Source organism: Azorhizobium sp. AG788 (assembly GCF_943371865.1).
GTDB lineage: Bacteria > Pseudomonadota > Alphaproteobacteria > Rhizobiales > Xanthobacteraceae > Azorhizobium.
On record NZ_CALRWL010000060.1, the window covers coordinates 19,148 to 33,268 of the forward strand.

Sequence of the window (14,121 nt, forward strand, 5' to 3'; positions counted from 1 at the left end):
ATGGCCGGCCGCGGGCGCCTCGACGCCATCGATCGCCTGCCGGACTGGGCGGATGAAGCGGTCAGCTGGGCCTTCACCGCCCTCAAGGACCGCAGTCTCACCCAGATGGAGATCCTCGACGGCTTCAACGAGCGCCTGCGCGCCGCCGCCTGGGGCGAGGGCCTCACCGATCCCGATAAGATCCCGCAGGTGTCACGCTCGTCCTTCAACCGCCGCGCCATGCGCCTGGCCACGGTGGGCCGGCGGCTGGAGGAGACCCGCGCCATCGCCGCCATCCTCACCCCCAAGTTCGAGGGCGAGACCGCCGAGCAGATCACGCTGCTGCTGTCCGAGACCATCAAGACCCTCACCTTCGAGATGCTGGAGGAGGCCGGCGAACTGAAGGCGGACGGCGACACCGCCGAGATGCTGATGATGGCCTCGCGCGCCCTCAAGCATGCGGAGGAAGCCAAGCGCATCTCCGCCGACACCAAGTCCAAGATATTGAAGGAGTTCACCGTGAAGGCCTCCAGCACCGTGGACGCGGTGGCCAAGGCCAAGGGCCTGTCGGCCGACACGGTGGACGCCATCAAGGCGCAGATCCTCGGCATCCGGGCCAAGCCATGAGCGCGGCATCCCTCAGCGGCGGGCCGGTGTCCGAGCAGGAGTGGGCGGAGGCCCGCCGCGCCAGCCTGTTCGCGCTGCCGCAGGCCCATGCGGCCGGGCGCCTGCCTAGTCTGCTGCTGCCCTATCAGGGGGCGGGCATCGACATATTGGATGATCCGCGCACCCGCGTGCTGGTGGTCGAGAAGAGCCGGCGCATCGGCTACACCTGGGGCCTCGCCGCCCATGCGGTGCTGAAGGCGTCGCGTGCCCGCGAGGCGCGGGGCATGGACGTGATGTACATCTCCTATTCGCAGGAGATGACCCGCGAGTTTGTCGATGCCGCCGCCATGTGGGCGCGGGCCTTCGCGCTGGCGGCGGCCGAGGAAGAAGAGTTCCTGTTCGCGGATGCCGACCCGGACCATCCCGGCGAGACCCGCGAGATCAAGGCCTTCCGCATCCGCTTCGCCTCGGGCTTCGAGATCATCGCTCTGTCCTCGGCCCCGCGCTCGCTGCGCGGCAAGCAGGGCCTGGTCATCATCGACGAAGCGGCCTACGTCGAAAGCCTGAAAGAGCTGTTGAAAGCCGCGCTCGCCTTCCTGATGTGGGGCGGCCAGGTGGTGGTGGTCTCCACCCACAATGGCGATGCCAACCCCTTCAACGAGCTGGTGCAGGACGTGCTGGCCGGACGCCGGCCCTATGCCCATGTGCGCATCGACTTCGACCAGGCGTTGAAACAGGGGCTGTACGAGCGCATCTGCCTCGTCACCGGCGAGGACTGGACACCGGAGAAAGAGGCCGCCTGGCGGGCCGAGATCATTGCCTTTTATGGCGATGGCGCGGACGAGGAATTGTTCTGCACCCCGTCCGAAGGCTCCGGCGCCTGGCTGCCCGGCCCGCTGATCGAGGCCCGCATGCGCGCGGGCATCCCGCTGCTGCGCTGGGAGCTGCCGGCGGACTTCCTGCATCGGCCGCCGCTGATCCGCGCCGCCATGGTGGCACGCTTCACGGAGGAGGTGCGCGCGGCCCTGGCGCGTCTCGATCCCCACCGCCAGCATGCCTTGGGCTTCGACTTTGCCCGCGTGGCCGATCTCTCGGTGCTGTGGGTGTTGGCGCTCTCGCCCACCACTAGGCGCGAGACCGTGCTGGTGATCGAGATGCGCCGCATCCCCTATGATGAGCAGGCGGCACTGACCGTGGACGTCATCCGCCGGCTGCCGCGCTTCATGGCGGCGGTGTTCGATGCCACCGGGGCAGGCGGCTATGTGGCGGAAAACGCCCAGCGCAAGATCTCGCTCAGCGCCTGCGTCGCCCAGCAGCTCTCGGTGGACTGGTATCGCACCGAAATGCCGCCGCTGAAGGCGGCGTTCGAGGACGACATGATCACCGTGCCCCAGGATGCGGAGATCCTGGCGGATCTGCGCCTGATCCAGACCACGCGGGGCGTCGCCCAGCCGCCCACGCTGCGCACCGGCGACACCGGCAAGAAGCGCCATGCGGACGCCGCCGTGGCCCTCGCGCTCGCCTATCACGCCACCCGCATCTCCGTCCTCGAATACGACTACCAGACCGGGGCCGATATGGACGCGCCGGCCGGGGACGACGACGACACCTCCGGAGGCCGCGCCTTATGGTGACCCCACAGCTGCTCGGCCCGGATGGCCGCCCGGTCTCATCCAAGAAGCTGGCCGAGGAGATCGCCACGCCCACGGTGGCCGGCGTGCGCCGGGTGGCGGAGGAGCGCGTCTCCTCCGGCCTCACCCCCAGCCGGCTGGCCGGCATCCTGCGCGATGCGCAGATGGGCCATGCCCGCGCCTATCTGACCCTGGCCGAGGAGATGGAGGAGCGCTACTTGCATTATGCCTCGGTGCTGATGACGCGGAAGCTGCGCATCGCCGGCATCTCCCCCACCATGGAAGCGCCCAAGGGCGTGCCGGCCAAGATCATGGATGCGGTGGGCGAGCTGATCGCCGACACCGCCTTCCAGGAGGCGGCGGCGGCGTTGCTGGATGGCATCGGCAAGGGCTATTCGGTGGTGGAGATCGGCTGGGACTATCGCGACAAGCTCATCCGCCCGGTCTCCTTCACCTGGCGCGATCCGCGCTTCTTCCAGTTCGATCCGGTGACGCTCAGCGAGCTGCGGCTGGCGGTGGATGGCAAGGTGGACGGCGCGGACCTGCCCAAGGCCCGCTTCATGGTGCACATGCCGGCGCCGCGCATGGGGCTGCCGATCCGGCGCGGTCTCGCCCGGCCGGCGAGCTGGGCCTATATGGTGCAGAGCTTCACCTTGCAGGACTGGTCCGCCTTCGCCGAGGTCTATGGCATCCCGTTCCGGGTCGGCAAATATGGCCCCGGCGCCAGCGAGGGCGACAAGCGCAAGCTGCTCCGGGCGGTGACCTCCATCGCCAATGACGCCGCCGCCATCATCCCGGAATCCATGCTGATCGAGTTCCATGAGGTGAACGGATCACGGGGCGAGCAGGTGTTCGGCAGCCTGATCGATTACACCGACGACAAGGTCTCGCTCATCACTTTGGGCCAGACCATGACCTCCAAGGACGGTTCGTCCTACGGCCAGGCCAAGATCCACGACAAGGTGCGCATCGATATCGCCCAGGCGGACGGGCGCCAGCTGGGCCAGACGGTGAACCGCGACCTGATCCAGTGGTTCGTGGCCATGAACTTCGGCCCGCAGTCGCTTTATCCCAAGGCGGAATGGCCGGTGACCGAGCCCGAGGACATCGCGGCTCTGGCGGATGCGGTGGCGCGGCTGGTGCCGGTGGGGCTGAAGGTGAGCCAGCGGGAGATCCGCGACCGTATGGGCCTGTCGGAGCCGGGGGAGGACGACGAGCTCCTCCAGGCGCCAGCCACCTCACCGGAAGCCAAGCCGCCGGCCGAGGCACCGCCGGAACCCAAGGCCAAGCGGCTCGCCGCCCATGGCGCTGGCTGTGCCTGCGGCAGTTGTGCGCCGCCCGCCTTGCTGCGGGCGCCCAGCGCGACGCCGGATGGTGTGGCCTTGACCGATGCCGCCTTCGCTACAGCCCTGGAGGACTGGCAGGACATCACCGATCCCTTGCTCGATCCGCTGCGCCAGGTGCTGGCCACCGCCACCTCGTTCGATGAGGCTTTGGCCCTGCTGGAGGCGCGCGGCCCGGATGGGGCGCGCCTGGCCGAGGCGCTGGCCCAGGCCACCGCCATCGCGCGGGGCATCGGCGACGGGACGGACTGAGCCATGGCCGAGATCACCCGCGGCTTCGGCCCGCCGCCGGAGGTGACGCGCTATCTGGACGACAAGGGTGTGAGGCCCGGCTTCCACTGGCAGGACGTTTGGCAGGAGGAGCATGCCCACGCCTTCACCGTGGCCAAGGCGGTGGAGAGCGAACTGCTCACCACCTTCAAGGCCTCCATTGCCAAGGCGCAGCGCGACGGGCTGGGGTTCCAGACATGGCGCACCCAGGTGGTGGCGGATCTCCAGCGCATCGGCTGGGGCGGCCTGCGGATGGTGGCCGATCCCTCCGGCAACCAGCCGGACGCGGCGGTGGACTTCACCGCGCCGAACCGCCTGCGCACCATCTTCTGGGGCAACATGGCCTCGGCCCGCGCCGCCGGGCAATGGGAGCGGGCGCAGCGGACCAAGAAAGCGCTGCCCTATCTGCTCTATGTGCGCACCACGGCGGCCGACCCGCGCAAGGAGCATCTGGCCTGGGTGGGCACGATCCTGCCCGTGGACGATCCGTTCTGGGCCAGCCACTTCCCGCCCAATGGCTGGCTATGCAAATGCACCGTGCGCCAGATCACCGCCCGCGAGCGCGACGACCTCCTGGCCCGCGTTCCGGCCAATGACACTGACATCCGTTATTCCGCCGAGCGGCCGGTGATCGACACCCGCGCCTTCACCAACAAACGCAGCGGCGAGATCGTGCATGTGCCGGTGGGCATCGATCCCGGCTGGGGCGGCAATCCGGGGCTGGCGCGCGTGAAGGGCGTGCTGCGCGCCCTGGAGCAATCCCTGGTCGACGCCGCGCCCGCCGATGCCGCGCGGACGCTGGAGCAGCTCTGGGACAGCCCGTGGACGCGGGTGGTGAGCCGCCTGCCGGAGGCTGAGGCGCGCCAGGTGTGGCTGCCGGCGGGCGTCTCGCCGAAGCTCCAGGCCGAGATGGGTGCGAAGTCGCCGCTGGTCTCCATCAACGGTGCGGACGTGGTGGCGCGGGCCAATCACGATGGCCGGTACAAGGATGGCCGCAGCTATGAGGATCTGCGCCGGCTGCCCGCTGCGATAGCGGAGGGAGTGGTGGTGCCCGACGCCAATCCACGGCGGCGCGGCATGATCTGGAACCTGGGCAAGGCGTGGTGGCGGGCCATCGTCACCAAGTCGGACACGGGCTTGATGCGGGTGATCTCCATGCACCAGAGGCCGGAGAAGGCCGCCCGCCGTGCCATCGAGGCCAGCCAGGCGGTCGACTGAAAGGCGCGGCGGGGATGGACCGCATCCCGGCCTGACCGGGCTCCATCCAGGGGCCAACGGCATCACGATGCCGAGGCCAACGGACTTCACCGCCGCGCCTCATCAACATGGAGACACATCGGATAGAATTCAAGCTTGACGTTGAGCCCCTGACTGTAGACCGATGATCGTTTGGCACATCCAGATTAGCGGCTTAGGCCACAACCTGTGCAGGGAGCACATCTACATGCTGGGATCGCTAGCACGGGAAATTGATCTGCTGCGAACCCTTTCTATACATCTCGAGCGGCGATCATTGCCGTCTGAGGAGTTAACCGAGAGATTTCTGCGTAGAGAAGGATTGGGGCACGCGTTTGAGAAGGGTCAAAGTTTTATTGCCATTCGCACTCCTGGACACAAAGCCTTCCCAGGTCTTGTTGAGTGCCTCTTAGATCGGCTTCCAAAGATGGGGAGAGGTACAAATTATGCAGCTATCCAAGATGAATTATTTGGATTCATTGAGGCATACATTGGCCGCGACCCATCGACTATTGGAAGAAGTGACGTTGAAAATCTCGTCGAACATTTTGAAAAGTGGTTCTCCGGAAACGTTGCGTCTCGCCGAATCTTTATTCCGTGCGTGATGAGCCAGACTGCCGCGCCACGCTTTGAGATCGGGCCAGTTGTGTTTGAGTTTATCGACAATGTCACATTGAGTGACTTCTATCCGCGCAACATCGCAAACACAGCCCTTGATACCAGCGGTTTCGACAGTCTCCTGGGTTGGATGCACGAGGGAAACGCCGATTGGTTAGCGCGGGTCTCTGTGGATGGTTGCGATCAAAAACGCGCCGAGGAAATTGGTGAGCTAGCTGTAGATCTCGTAATCGTGGCGTTGCAACTTGTAGCTCCCAACTACGACACCAAAAACATGGCGCGGCTCGATGCGCGGCGCGGAATGTCGGTGAAGCGAACCTTTACCGAATCGGAAGGTCGCCATTCTTGGGGGTGGATGAACAAGAGGCCGGGACTTCCGATCGGCCCGGGAACATTGCCTGATATTTTGCGGAGAGCATCACCAGTTTTTACCGCCGTGGGAAACGTCGTGCATTCATTTGCGTCCGGCACATTTCGCCTTCCGGTGCTGGAGCGAGCCTGGTGCGACGCTGCGTATTGGCTTCATCAGGCTCTGGCAGAGTCCATCGATACCATCGCGATAACGAAACTCGAAACAGCGTTAGAGGTTTTTCTGCGGGCTGAGAAAACAAGCGGTAGTCAGCAGCGCATGCTCAAAATACTCAGTTCATTCTTTGACCTGGCGCCTGATGACGCGATTGGGCCTGGTTCTATGGTGAGTGCTCGGCAATTTGCGAGCAATATAGTCCGAGATCGGTCTCGAATTCTTCATGGGACGTGGTCGACGCTGAATGCGCGTGGCATTGATAGGGAGGGCATGGAAGGCTTCGTAGTGCAGGTCCTTCGAACGGCGGTGATTGAGCTGGAGGAGTATTCACATTCAAAGGCACCAATCGATAATATTGATGAGTATCTGAGCTGGGTCAGACAGCGGAAAGCGGCCTCTCGTCCGCAGACTATAAAACCTGCAACAGGCCACTGATAGCTGGGTTGCAAGGCAGAGACCTCCGTGACCTCCAATTTAGGGAGACACTTGACCTTATTCGCGTTTCGTCGCGTTTGGCCGGCAACTCGGGCCAGGCTTGGACCGCAAGCCCACGCCATTAGCTGAAGCCCGTCACAGGCTTTCAAACCACCTTTAACGCGCCTCCTACGCGCGGGATGTTGGCGCCGTCCTCGCAACCGAGCTAACGTCTGCCCGTTCCCGCTGATTTGCCCCGCTCCCGGCGACACGTGTCGCCCGTGATCCGCGCCGGCCGACCCGGCATGGTCGGCGCATGTCGAACACCGCCGTCCACACCCACATCCTGACCGTTCTCGCCGCCGGCCCCACGGAAGCCGCGCCCGAACGCATCATGCTGTTCCCGCAGGGCGGGGCGATCCGCACCCGCGACGGCCGGGCCTTCGCCATCGACTTCGCCCGGCTCATGGCAAGGTTCCAGGCCGATGGCCTGAAGGTGCCCCTCGACATCAACCACGCCACCGAGATCCTGGCGCCCAAGGGCGAGCGGGCGGACCCGGTGGGGTTCGTCACTGCTTTGGAGCAGGACGGCGCAGCGCTTTATGGCCGCGTCGAGTGGATCGACCCCGCGTCGGCGCCGTCACTGCTCAAGGCCTATCCCTATGTCTCGCCGGCCTTTCCCGCCCCGAACGGCGAGGCACTTTGGCTGAAGAGCGTGGCGCTGGTGGCATCCCCGGCGCTCGCCGCCCAGCCGGCGCTGGCCCAGGCCGATCCGTCTTACATCCCGGAGACCCCCATGAAGACCGTGCTTGCCGCGCTTGGCCTCGCCGAGACCGCGAGCGAGGCCGAGTGCCTTGCCGCCGTCACCACGCTGAAGACCACCACCGATCCCACCACGCATGTGCCCAAGGCGGTGCATGAGGAGACGGTGGCCAAGCTCGCCGCCGTGTCCACCGAGCTGGATACCCTGCGCGGCAGCCAGCGCACCGCCAAGGTGGAGGCGGTGATCGAGCGCGCGTTGCAGGCCAAGAAGATCCTCCCGGCCCAGCGCGATCATTACGCCGCCCTTTGCGCCACCGATGCGGGCCTCGCCGCCGTGGAGCAGCTGCTGGCCAACGCTCCGGAACTGCTGGGCGCCTCCGGCCTCGGCGGCAAGACCCCGCCGGACGGCGATCCGGCGCTGCTCAGCGCCGAGGACCGCGAGGTGATCCGCCAGTTGGGCCTGACCGAGGCCGAGTTCCGCGCCGCCAACGGCCTCCCGGCCGCCTGATCGTTAGAAAGGCTCCCCCATCATGGTCGCGCTCACCGCCCCCCGCGTCGTGTCCGAGAAGGCCGGCGTCACCTCCACCGCCCCTGTCGCCGCCGATGCGGTGATTTATGGCGGCGCCGTCACCGTCAGCGAGGGCGGCCTCGCCAAGCCGGGCAAGACCGGCCTTGGCCTGATCGTGCTCGGCATTGCCGATGCCACCGCCGACAATGCCGGCGGGGCCGATGGCGCCATCAGCATCACCACCCGGCGCGGCACCTTCCGCCTGTTCAACCTCGCCACCGATGCGGTCACCGCCGCCGATATCGGCAAGCCCTGCTTCCTGGTGGATGACCAGACGGTGGCGAAGACCCACGGCGGCAACACCCGCTCGCAAGCCGGCGCGGTGATCGACCTGGACGCCCAGGGCGTCTGGGTCCGCCTCGGCTTCTGATCTCACCCCCTACCTAGAGCGAGAGCCCCATGCCCCGCGTCGTCACGCCCGATCTGATCTCGGCCATCAACAAGGGCTTCAAGACCAATTTCCAGAAGGGTTTTGCGGGCGTTTCCGCGCTCTACACCACCCTGTGCACCGTGGTGCCGTCCACCTCCTCGGAAGAGACCTATGGCTGGCTGGGCGACATCCCGAAGATGCGGGAATGGATCGGCGACCGGCAGGTGCACGGCCTGCGCTCGCACAGCTATGCCATCAAGAACCGCAAGTTCGAGCTCACGGTCTCGGTCAGCCGCGACGACATCGAGGACGACAGGCTCGGCATCTATGCCCAGCGCTTCGAGCTGCTGGGCCAGGCCGCCGCCGAGCATCCCGACGACCTGGTGTTCGGCGAGCTGATCCCGGCGGCCTGGTCTACCCCCTGCTATGACGGCCAGCCGTTCTTTGATGCCGACCATCCGGTGGGGATGCCCGGTGCCCAGACGACCGTGTCGAACATCCAGGCCGGCACCGGCGAGCCCTGGATGCTGCTGGACCTCAGCCGGCCGCTGAAGCCGTTCATTTTCCAGAAGCGGCGGGATTACAATTTCGTCGCCAAGGAGGACGCCAAGTCCAGCGACCACGTCTTCGAGCGGGATGAATATGTCTATGGCTCGGATGCCCGCGTCGGTGCCGGCTACGGCTTCTGGCAGATGGCCTTTGGCTCCAGGGCGCCGGTGACGGCGGAAAACCTGCGCACCGCCTGGAATGCCATCACCGGCTTCAAAAGCGACAACGGCACGCCGCTGGGCGTCTCGCCCACCCATCTGGTGGTGGGCAACACCAATTTCTTCGCCGCCAAGGACATCCTGGAAAAGGAGGTCATCGACGGCTCCACCAACACCAACCGCAATCTGGTGACGCTGATCCGCGCGCCGAAGCTGGCGGCGTGAGGAGAGATCTGTGATGGCGCGCACACCCACCCTGAAGGACGCCGGCCTGGAGACCACGGGCGAAACCGAGGACTGCCTGCGCGTGCGGGCGCCGGGCGGCTCGCGCTGGCGGGCCGGCCTCCAGTTCGGCCGCGAGCCGGTGAATCTGGGCGAAGCGGAGATCATTGCCGCCGCCAAGGCCAAGGGCCTCACGCCGGAGGCCCTGGTGGAGCTGCTGCGCTCCGACCCCGCGCTGGCGGTCTCACCCCATCGTCGTCCCGTTCCCCCGCCTGAGGCCGCCCCTGAGGCCTGACGGCGGGACCAAGCCCCCACCTGCCATGGTCCCCGATGCCATCCCTTGGCATCCCCGGCCGGGACGGTTCGCCGCCCCGGCCATCTTCCGATCCCACGGAGATCCCCATGGCCGCCCCCTTCGCCACCCTTGACCAGTTGGCCGCCCGGCATCCGGCGGAACTGACGCTGCTGGCGGCGGATGAGACCACCGGCCTGCGGGATGATGGGCGGGTGGATGCGGCCTTGCGCGATGCCTCGGTGGAGGTGCGCAGCATCCTTCAGGCCCGCTACACGCCGACCGATATCGCCAATGTGGACGAGGGCTCGGCCGAGATCCTGGCCGTCTACACCATGGACATCGCGCTCTATCGGGTGGCGCTGTCGTTTGCCCGCTCCAGCGACCGGCTGAAGGAGGGCTATGAGAATGCGGTGAAGCGCCTGGAGGCCATTGCCTCCGGCAAGGGCGCGCTAACCATCGCCGCCGGCACCGTTGCCCCGGCGCCCACCGATGCGGACGAGGCCGGCGAGATCGGCCCGAACGGCGTGGTCATCGACGTGCCGCCGCGCATCTTCTCCCGTGCCAGTTTCGGGGGCCGGTCATGAGCGCCGGCATCTCCATCACCGTGGATGCGGCCGACTTCGGCCCGGTGGTGGCCAAGCTCATGGAGCTGGCGCGCTTCGACGGCACCGAGCTGATGTCGGCCATCGGCGCCCTGGGCGAGAGCCAGACCCGCCGCCGCATCGAGAGCGAGAAGACCGCCCCCGATGGCACCCCCTGGAAGCCCAACCATAACGGCAGCTCCATCCTGCTGGAGACTGGCCAGCATCTGCTGGGTTCGGTGGCTTGGACCGCGTCCGCCGATCAGGCGGAATGGGGCGCCTCCTGGCAATATGCCCACGTCCACCAGGACGGCGCCGTCATCAAACCCAAGACGGCCAAGGCCCTGGCCTTCATGGCCGGTGGCGAGCTGATGCTGGCCAAACAGGTCACCGTCCCGGCGCGTCCCTTCATCGGCCTGTCCGCCGACAACCGCACCGAGATCCTCGATCTGGTCACCGATGTATTCGGCGGGCTGCTGGCATGATCGCGCCCGCTCCCATCGCTCCGGTTCCGCTGGCCGATCTCATCGCCGCCGATCCGGTCCAGGCGCTCAAGGTGGCGGTGGTGGCCCGCCTCGCTGCACTGCTGTCGGGCGTCAAGGTGGTGTCCCATCCGGGGCGCATCGATATCGCCGACGTGGTGGCGAAATCCGTGGTGGCCGCCCCCGGCATCGCTGTCGGCTGGTCGCGCATCCGTGCCCGGCGGCTGCTGGACGGCGGCTATGGGCTGGCGGTGGAGTTCGCCGCTTATGTGGTGACCGAGGATGCGGTCATTGCCGGCCGCCGCGTCGAGCGCGAGACCCTGGGCCTCGCCATCGGCCACCGGCTGCTGGCCATCCTGGAAGATGCGGAGGCGCAGACCTGGGCGCTGGGCAATGTGCTGCCGCCGGAGGCCGATCCGGCCCCCGAGCTGAAGCCCATGTTCACCGTGCGCGATGCGGCAGCGGGCGCGGCTTATTATGCCGTCACCTGGACCCAGTGCGTGGCCGATCTGGGCCGCAGCCTGTTCGCCTCCGACCGTCCCACCGTGACCGAGCTGGACGGCACCGGCACGATGCCCTTCGCGGATGTGCAGTTCCCCGACCAGATCCCGCCCGAGGTGCTGGCGCTGCTGGCCCAGGAGAGCGCCGATGGCCCTGCTTGAGCAGGAGATCCGGCGCCTGCACCGGAAGATCAACCAGACCGAGCGCCGCCTCGCCAGCACCAAACTCAAGGGCGCGGTGGCCGAGGTGGATGCGGACAAGCGCCGCTGCCGCGTCAAGATCGGCGCCACGGCCGAGGGGAAGCCGGTGCTTTCCCCCTGGATCGAATGGCGCGAGCCGGCCAACGGCTTTCTCGCCACCCACACGCCCATGCGCATAGGTGATCTGGTCACGGTGGAAAGCCCATCCGGCACCTTGGGTTCGGCCTCCATCGCCGTGCGCGATGCCTATTCCGGCGCGCAGCCGGCTCCCTCGGCCGCTGAGGACGCGGTTGTGGAGAAGGTGGGCGGCCTGGTCATCACCCGCACCGATGGCGCGCTGGAGATCGCCAGCGGCGGCGTCAGCGTCCGCATCGATGGCGCCGGCCTCACGGTCACAGGCGGCGACGTCTCCCACAACGGCAAATCCATCGGCGCCGAGCACATGCACGACAAGGTGATGAGCGGCGACAACACATCCGGTCCCCCGGTTTGAGGCTCCCCATGACACCCGATCTCTCCAAGCTCTCTTTCGTGGTCACGGACGCGGCCGGCCCCAAGGTGGCCGGCCGCGTGGTGAAGCCCGGCGATACCCTGCTGCTGACTGAGTTCGAGGCCCGCAGCGAGCTGCTGGCCGGTGTGATCCGCCCTGCCACCGAGACCGAGGCGGTGGCCGAGGTGCCGGCGGACGACAAGCCCGCCCGCCGCCGTTGAAACCGGCTTTCAAAGGAGCTTGAACCCATGGCGCAGGCGGTGCGCTATCGCACGGGACTGGACCGGCGCACCGGGCAGGTGCTGACCGGCTGGGCCCATGTGCAGCAGTCTTTGGCGGTGATCTGGACCACCCGGTTTCGCGAGCGGGTGATGCGCCTGGCCGTGGGCTCCGAGCTGCGCTCCTGGCTGGCGGAGGATCTTTCACCCGCCACCGCGCTCGGCATCTATGCGGACCTGGTGGTGGCCGCCCACACCTTCGAACCCGAGTACCGGCTCACCGCGCTGCAGTTCGTCAATGCCGGCCGCGACGGCAGCCTCGCCTTGCGCCATTCCGGCACTTATTACCCGGAAGGGCGGTTCGGTGATTACGGCAAAGCCATTCCGGTGGGCTATGGCGCCCCCATAGTGCTGGCGCAGCAGATCGCGCGGCGGATCGCATGACGCAGATCATCGACCTCTCCCGCCTGCCGGCGCCGGACGCCATCGAGGCGCTGGATTATGAGACCTTGCAGGCGGCTTTCGTCGCCCGCTTCGAGACCGCCTGGGCGGCGGCCCGGCTGATCGATCCCAGCTTGCCTACCTGGGACGTGGGCGCGCTGGAGACCGATCCGGCGGTGATCGCCTCCCAGGCCTGGTCCTATCTGCGCCTGCTGGATCGGGCGCGGGTGAATGATGCGGTGCGCGCCGTTCTGGCGCCGCTGGCCAAGGGCACCGACCTCGACAGCGTGGTGGTGCGCATCGGCGTCCAGCGCCTCACGGTCACGCCGGCCACGGACAGCACGGCAGCGGTGATGGAGAGCGATGAGCGGCTGCTTATGCGCTACCTGCTGGCCTTCACCCGCCCCGCCGCCGGCAGTGCCGAGCGCTATCTGTTCGAGGCCTACACCGCCTGGCCGCAGCTGCTGCATGCGGCGGTGATCGGCCGGGCGATCCATGGCCGGCGCGGCGACACCGATATCGTCATCGCCGGCCCCGGCGGGCGTGATGCGACGGACGCGGAGATGGCGCTGGTGCGCGCCGCGGTCACCGCCGCCTCGGTGAAGCCGGAGGCCACGTCGGTCTCGGTGTTGCGGGCCTCCCGCCGGACTTATGCCGTGCGTGGTCGTATCCTTCTGCCGCCCGGCCCGGATGCGGAGACCGTGCGGCTGGAGGCGGTGGCGCGCATCACCGCGGCGGCGGCCGAGCGCATGCGCATCGGTGCCGAGGTGCCCAGCGTCTTCCTGAGCGGACGGGCCTATGGCTTGTCGGTGGTGCGGGTGGATCTCACCGAGCCCGCCACCGATATCCCGGCCCATCCCTACACGGTCTCTGTCCTCGCAGACGTGGCGCTCACCGCGGAGGTGGCGTCATGAGCACCGCGGCCGATCTGCTGCCGGATAATGCCCGCCCGTTCGAACAGGCCCTGGCCCAGGCCATGACCGACACCTTGCCGGTGCCGGTGGGCGAGACGCTGAACCCGGCCACCGCGCCGCTGCGCTTCCTGCCCTGGCTCGCTGTTCATGACGGCGTGCGGCTCTGGTATTCCGATTGGAGCGAGGCCCGCCGCCGGCAGGTGATTGCCGAGGCCCCGCGCGCCGCCTGGCTGGTGGGCACGCGGCCGGGCGCGGTGACCTTCCTCGGCTATGTGGACGGCGCGCTGATCGATGCGGTGGCCTATCCCGCCCGCTTCGTCTTCGGTCGCGCTCGCATCGGCCGCGCCCCCATCGGCCATCCGCCCTGGCTGGCCCGCTATCTGGTGCGGGTGCGCACCACAAGGCCGCCCCGTGCCCTGGTGGCCGGCCGCACGGTGCTGGGCCGCGCCCGGCTCAAGACCCCCAGCCGCGAACCCCGCCGCCGGTGCCTGGCGGCCCTGGTGGCCGCCAAGTCCCCGGAGACCGAGTACCGGGTGGATTTCGGCCATGCCCGCGAGCTGCTGCTGGCCGATGGCCCTGCGCTCGATGGTTCCCTCCACCTCGGCGCCTATGTGGCGCGCCGCAAGCTCTGAAGGCTCCCCATGACCAAGATCGTCAGCTTCACCCAGGCGGAAGTGGCCGAGCCGGAGGACTTCGGCAACATCTCGCTGTTTGCCCGCGAAGGCGACGGCCATATCGTCGGCGGCG

Annotated in this window: 17 protein-coding genes; all 17 read left to right on the forward strand. The window is 67.5% G+C overall.

The features are described from left to right. The 17 genes from AAG816_RS24390 to AAG816_RS24470 all read left to right on the forward strand — a co-directional run bounded on the left by AAG816_RS24390 (window position 1) and on the right by AAG816_RS24470 (window position 14,006). Entirely contained in the window at window positions 1-606 is a 606-nt protein-coding gene (locus tag AAG816_RS24390) for a DUF3486 family protein (protein ID WP_341992302.1), read from the forward strand. Continuing rightward, window positions 603-2,219 (forward strand): hypothetical protein, encoded by a 1,617-nt coding sequence (locus tag AAG816_RS24395; RefSeq protein ID WP_341992303.1) that lies wholly within the window; start codon window positions 603-605, stop codon window positions 2,217-2,219. Before AAG816_RS24390 ends, AAG816_RS24395 begins: the two co-directional genes overlap by 4 nt. Further along, window positions 2,213-3,811 (forward strand): DUF935 domain-containing protein, encoded by a 1,599-nt coding sequence (locus AAG816_RS24400; RefSeq protein ID WP_341992304.1) that lies wholly within the window; start codon window positions 2,213-2,215, stop codon window positions 3,809-3,811. The genes AAG816_RS24395 and AAG816_RS24400 overlap by 7 nt, the downstream gene beginning before the upstream one ends. A gap of 3 nt (window positions 3,812-3,814) precedes the next feature. Next, window positions 3,815-5,047 (forward strand): phage minor head protein, encoded by a 1,233-nt coding sequence (locus AAG816_RS24405; RefSeq protein ID WP_341992305.1) that lies wholly within the window; start codon window positions 3,815-3,817, stop codon window positions 5,045-5,047. Between the two features lie 226 nt (window positions 5,048-5,273). Further along, on the forward strand, window positions 5,274-6,644 hold the full coding sequence (locus tag AAG816_RS24410) for a hypothetical protein (protein ID WP_341992306.1): 1,371 nt from the start codon (window positions 5,274-5,276) through the stop codon (window positions 6,642-6,644). A gap of 295 nt (window positions 6,645-6,939) precedes the next feature. Continuing rightward, window positions 6,940-7,893: a phage protease gene (locus AAG816_RS24415; RefSeq protein ID WP_341992307.1), complete on the forward strand. Its 954-nt coding sequence runs from the start codon at window positions 6,940-6,942 to the stop codon at window positions 7,891-7,893. A 22-nt stretch (window positions 7,894-7,915) separates the two neighbouring features. Further along, a complete protein-coding gene (locus tag AAG816_RS24420) occupies window positions 7,916-8,323 on the forward strand; it encodes a hypothetical protein (RefSeq protein ID WP_341992308.1) in 408 nt (135 codons plus the stop codon). Between the two features lie 29 nt (window positions 8,324-8,352). Next, on the forward strand, window positions 8,353-9,255 hold the full coding sequence (locus AAG816_RS24425) for a Mu-like prophage major head subunit gpT family protein (protein WP_341992309.1): 903 nt from the start codon (window positions 8,353-8,355) through the stop codon (window positions 9,253-9,255). Between the two features lie 13 nt (window positions 9,256-9,268). Beyond that, window positions 9,269-9,547, forward strand: a complete 279-nt coding sequence (locus tag AAG816_RS24430; protein ID WP_341992310.1) for a hypothetical protein — start codon at window positions 9,269-9,271, stop codon at window positions 9,545-9,547. A gap of 107 nt (window positions 9,548-9,654) precedes the next feature. After that, window positions 9,655-10,131 (forward strand): phage protein Gp36 family protein, encoded by a 477-nt coding sequence (locus AAG816_RS24435; protein ID WP_341992311.1) that lies wholly within the window; start codon window positions 9,655-9,657, stop codon window positions 10,129-10,131. After that, window positions 10,128-10,613, forward strand: a complete 486-nt coding sequence (locus AAG816_RS24440; RefSeq protein WP_341992312.1) for a phage virion morphogenesis protein — start codon at window positions 10,128-10,130, stop codon at window positions 10,611-10,613. Before AAG816_RS24435 ends, AAG816_RS24440 begins: the two co-directional genes overlap by 4 nt. Further along, window positions 10,610-11,272, forward strand: coding sequence for a hypothetical protein (locus AAG816_RS24445; protein WP_341992313.1), 663 nt, complete (start codon window positions 10,610-10,612; stop codon window positions 11,270-11,272). Before AAG816_RS24440 ends, AAG816_RS24445 begins: the two co-directional genes overlap by 4 nt. Further along, entirely contained in the window at window positions 11,259-11,804 is a 546-nt protein-coding gene (locus AAG816_RS24450) for a phage baseplate assembly protein V (RefSeq protein ID WP_341992314.1), read from the forward strand. The genes AAG816_RS24445 and AAG816_RS24450 overlap by 14 nt, the downstream gene beginning before the upstream one ends. Before the next feature lie 8 nt (window positions 11,805-11,812). Further along, on the forward strand, window positions 11,813-12,022 hold the full coding sequence (locus AAG816_RS24455) for a hypothetical protein (protein ID WP_341992316.1): 210 nt from the start codon (window positions 11,813-11,815) through the stop codon (window positions 12,020-12,022). A 27-nt stretch (window positions 12,023-12,049) separates the two neighbouring features. Beyond that, a complete protein-coding gene (locus AAG816_RS24460) occupies window positions 12,050-12,463 on the forward strand; it encodes an integrase (RefSeq protein WP_341990365.1) in 414 nt (137 codons plus the stop codon). Further along, window positions 12,460-13,374 (forward strand): baseplate J/gp47 family protein, encoded by a 915-nt coding sequence (locus AAG816_RS24465; protein WP_341992317.1) that lies wholly within the window; start codon window positions 12,460-12,462, stop codon window positions 13,372-13,374. The genes AAG816_RS24460 and AAG816_RS24465 overlap by 4 nt, the downstream gene beginning before the upstream one ends. Beyond that, window positions 13,371-14,006: a phage tail protein I gene (locus AAG816_RS24470; RefSeq protein ID WP_341992318.1), complete on the forward strand. Its 636-nt coding sequence runs from the start codon at window positions 13,371-13,373 to the stop codon at window positions 14,004-14,006. Before AAG816_RS24465 ends, AAG816_RS24470 begins: the two co-directional genes overlap by 4 nt. Window positions 14,007-14,121 lie beyond the last annotated feature (115 nt).

Bases quoted from the DNA above. Each gene is read 5' to 3' on its own strand.
- AAG816_RS24435 (WP_341992311.1), top strand. From the start codon at position 9,655: ATGGCCGCCCCCTTCGCCACCCTTGACCAGTTGGCCGCCCGGCATCCG.
- AAG816_RS24470 (WP_341992318.1), top strand. From the start codon at position 13,371: ATGAGCACCGCGGCCGATCTGCTGCCGGATAATGCCCGCCCGTTCGAA.
- AAG816_RS24410 (WP_341992306.1), top strand. From the start codon at position 5,274: ATGCTGGGATCGCTAGCACGGGAAATTGATCTGCTGCGAACCCTTTCT.
- AAG816_RS24450 (WP_341992314.1), top strand. From the start codon at position 11,259: ATGGCCCTGCTTGAGCAGGAGATCCGGCGCCTGCACCGGAAGATCAAC.
- AAG816_RS24415 (WP_341992307.1), top strand. From the start codon at position 6,940: ATGTCGAACACCGCCGTCCACACCCACATCCTGACCGTTCTCGCCGCC.
- AAG816_RS24400 (WP_341992304.1), top strand. From the start codon at position 2,213: ATGGTGACCCCACAGCTGCTCGGCCCGGATGGCCGCCCGGTCTCATCC.
- AAG816_RS24465 (WP_341992317.1), top strand. From the start codon at position 12,460: ATGACGCAGATCATCGACCTCTCCCGCCTGCCGGCGCCGGACGCCATC.
- AAG816_RS24390 (WP_341992302.1), top strand. From the start codon at position 1: ATGGCCGGCCGCGGGCGCCTCGACGCCATCGATCGCCTGCCGGACTGG.
- AAG816_RS24430 (WP_341992310.1), top strand. From the start codon at position 9,269: ATGGCGCGCACACCCACCCTGAAGGACGCCGGCCTGGAGACCACGGGC.
- AAG816_RS24440 (WP_341992312.1), top strand. From the start codon at position 10,128: ATGAGCGCCGGCATCTCCATCACCGTGGATGCGGCCGACTTCGGCCCG.
- AAG816_RS24445 (WP_341992313.1), top strand. From the start codon at position 10,610: ATGATCGCGCCCGCTCCCATCGCTCCGGTTCCGCTGGCCGATCTCATC.
- AAG816_RS24425 (WP_341992309.1), top strand. From the start codon at position 8,353: ATGCCCCGCGTCGTCACGCCCGATCTGATCTCGGCCATCAACAAGGGC.
- AAG816_RS24395 (WP_341992303.1), top strand. From the start codon at position 603: ATGAGCGCGGCATCCCTCAGCGGCGGGCCGGTGTCCGAGCAGGAGTGG.
- AAG816_RS24455 (WP_341992316.1), top strand. From the start codon at position 11,813: ATGACACCCGATCTCTCCAAGCTCTCTTTCGTGGTCACGGACGCGGCC.
- AAG816_RS24420 (WP_341992308.1), top strand. From the start codon at position 7,916: ATGGTCGCGCTCACCGCCCCCCGCGTCGTGTCCGAGAAGGCCGGCGTC.
- AAG816_RS24460 (WP_341990365.1), top strand. From the start codon at position 12,050: ATGGCGCAGGCGGTGCGCTATCGCACGGGACTGGACCGGCGCACCGGG.
- AAG816_RS24405 (WP_341992305.1), top strand. From the start codon at position 3,815: ATGGCCGAGATCACCCGCGGCTTCGGCCCGCCGCCGGAGGTGACGCGC.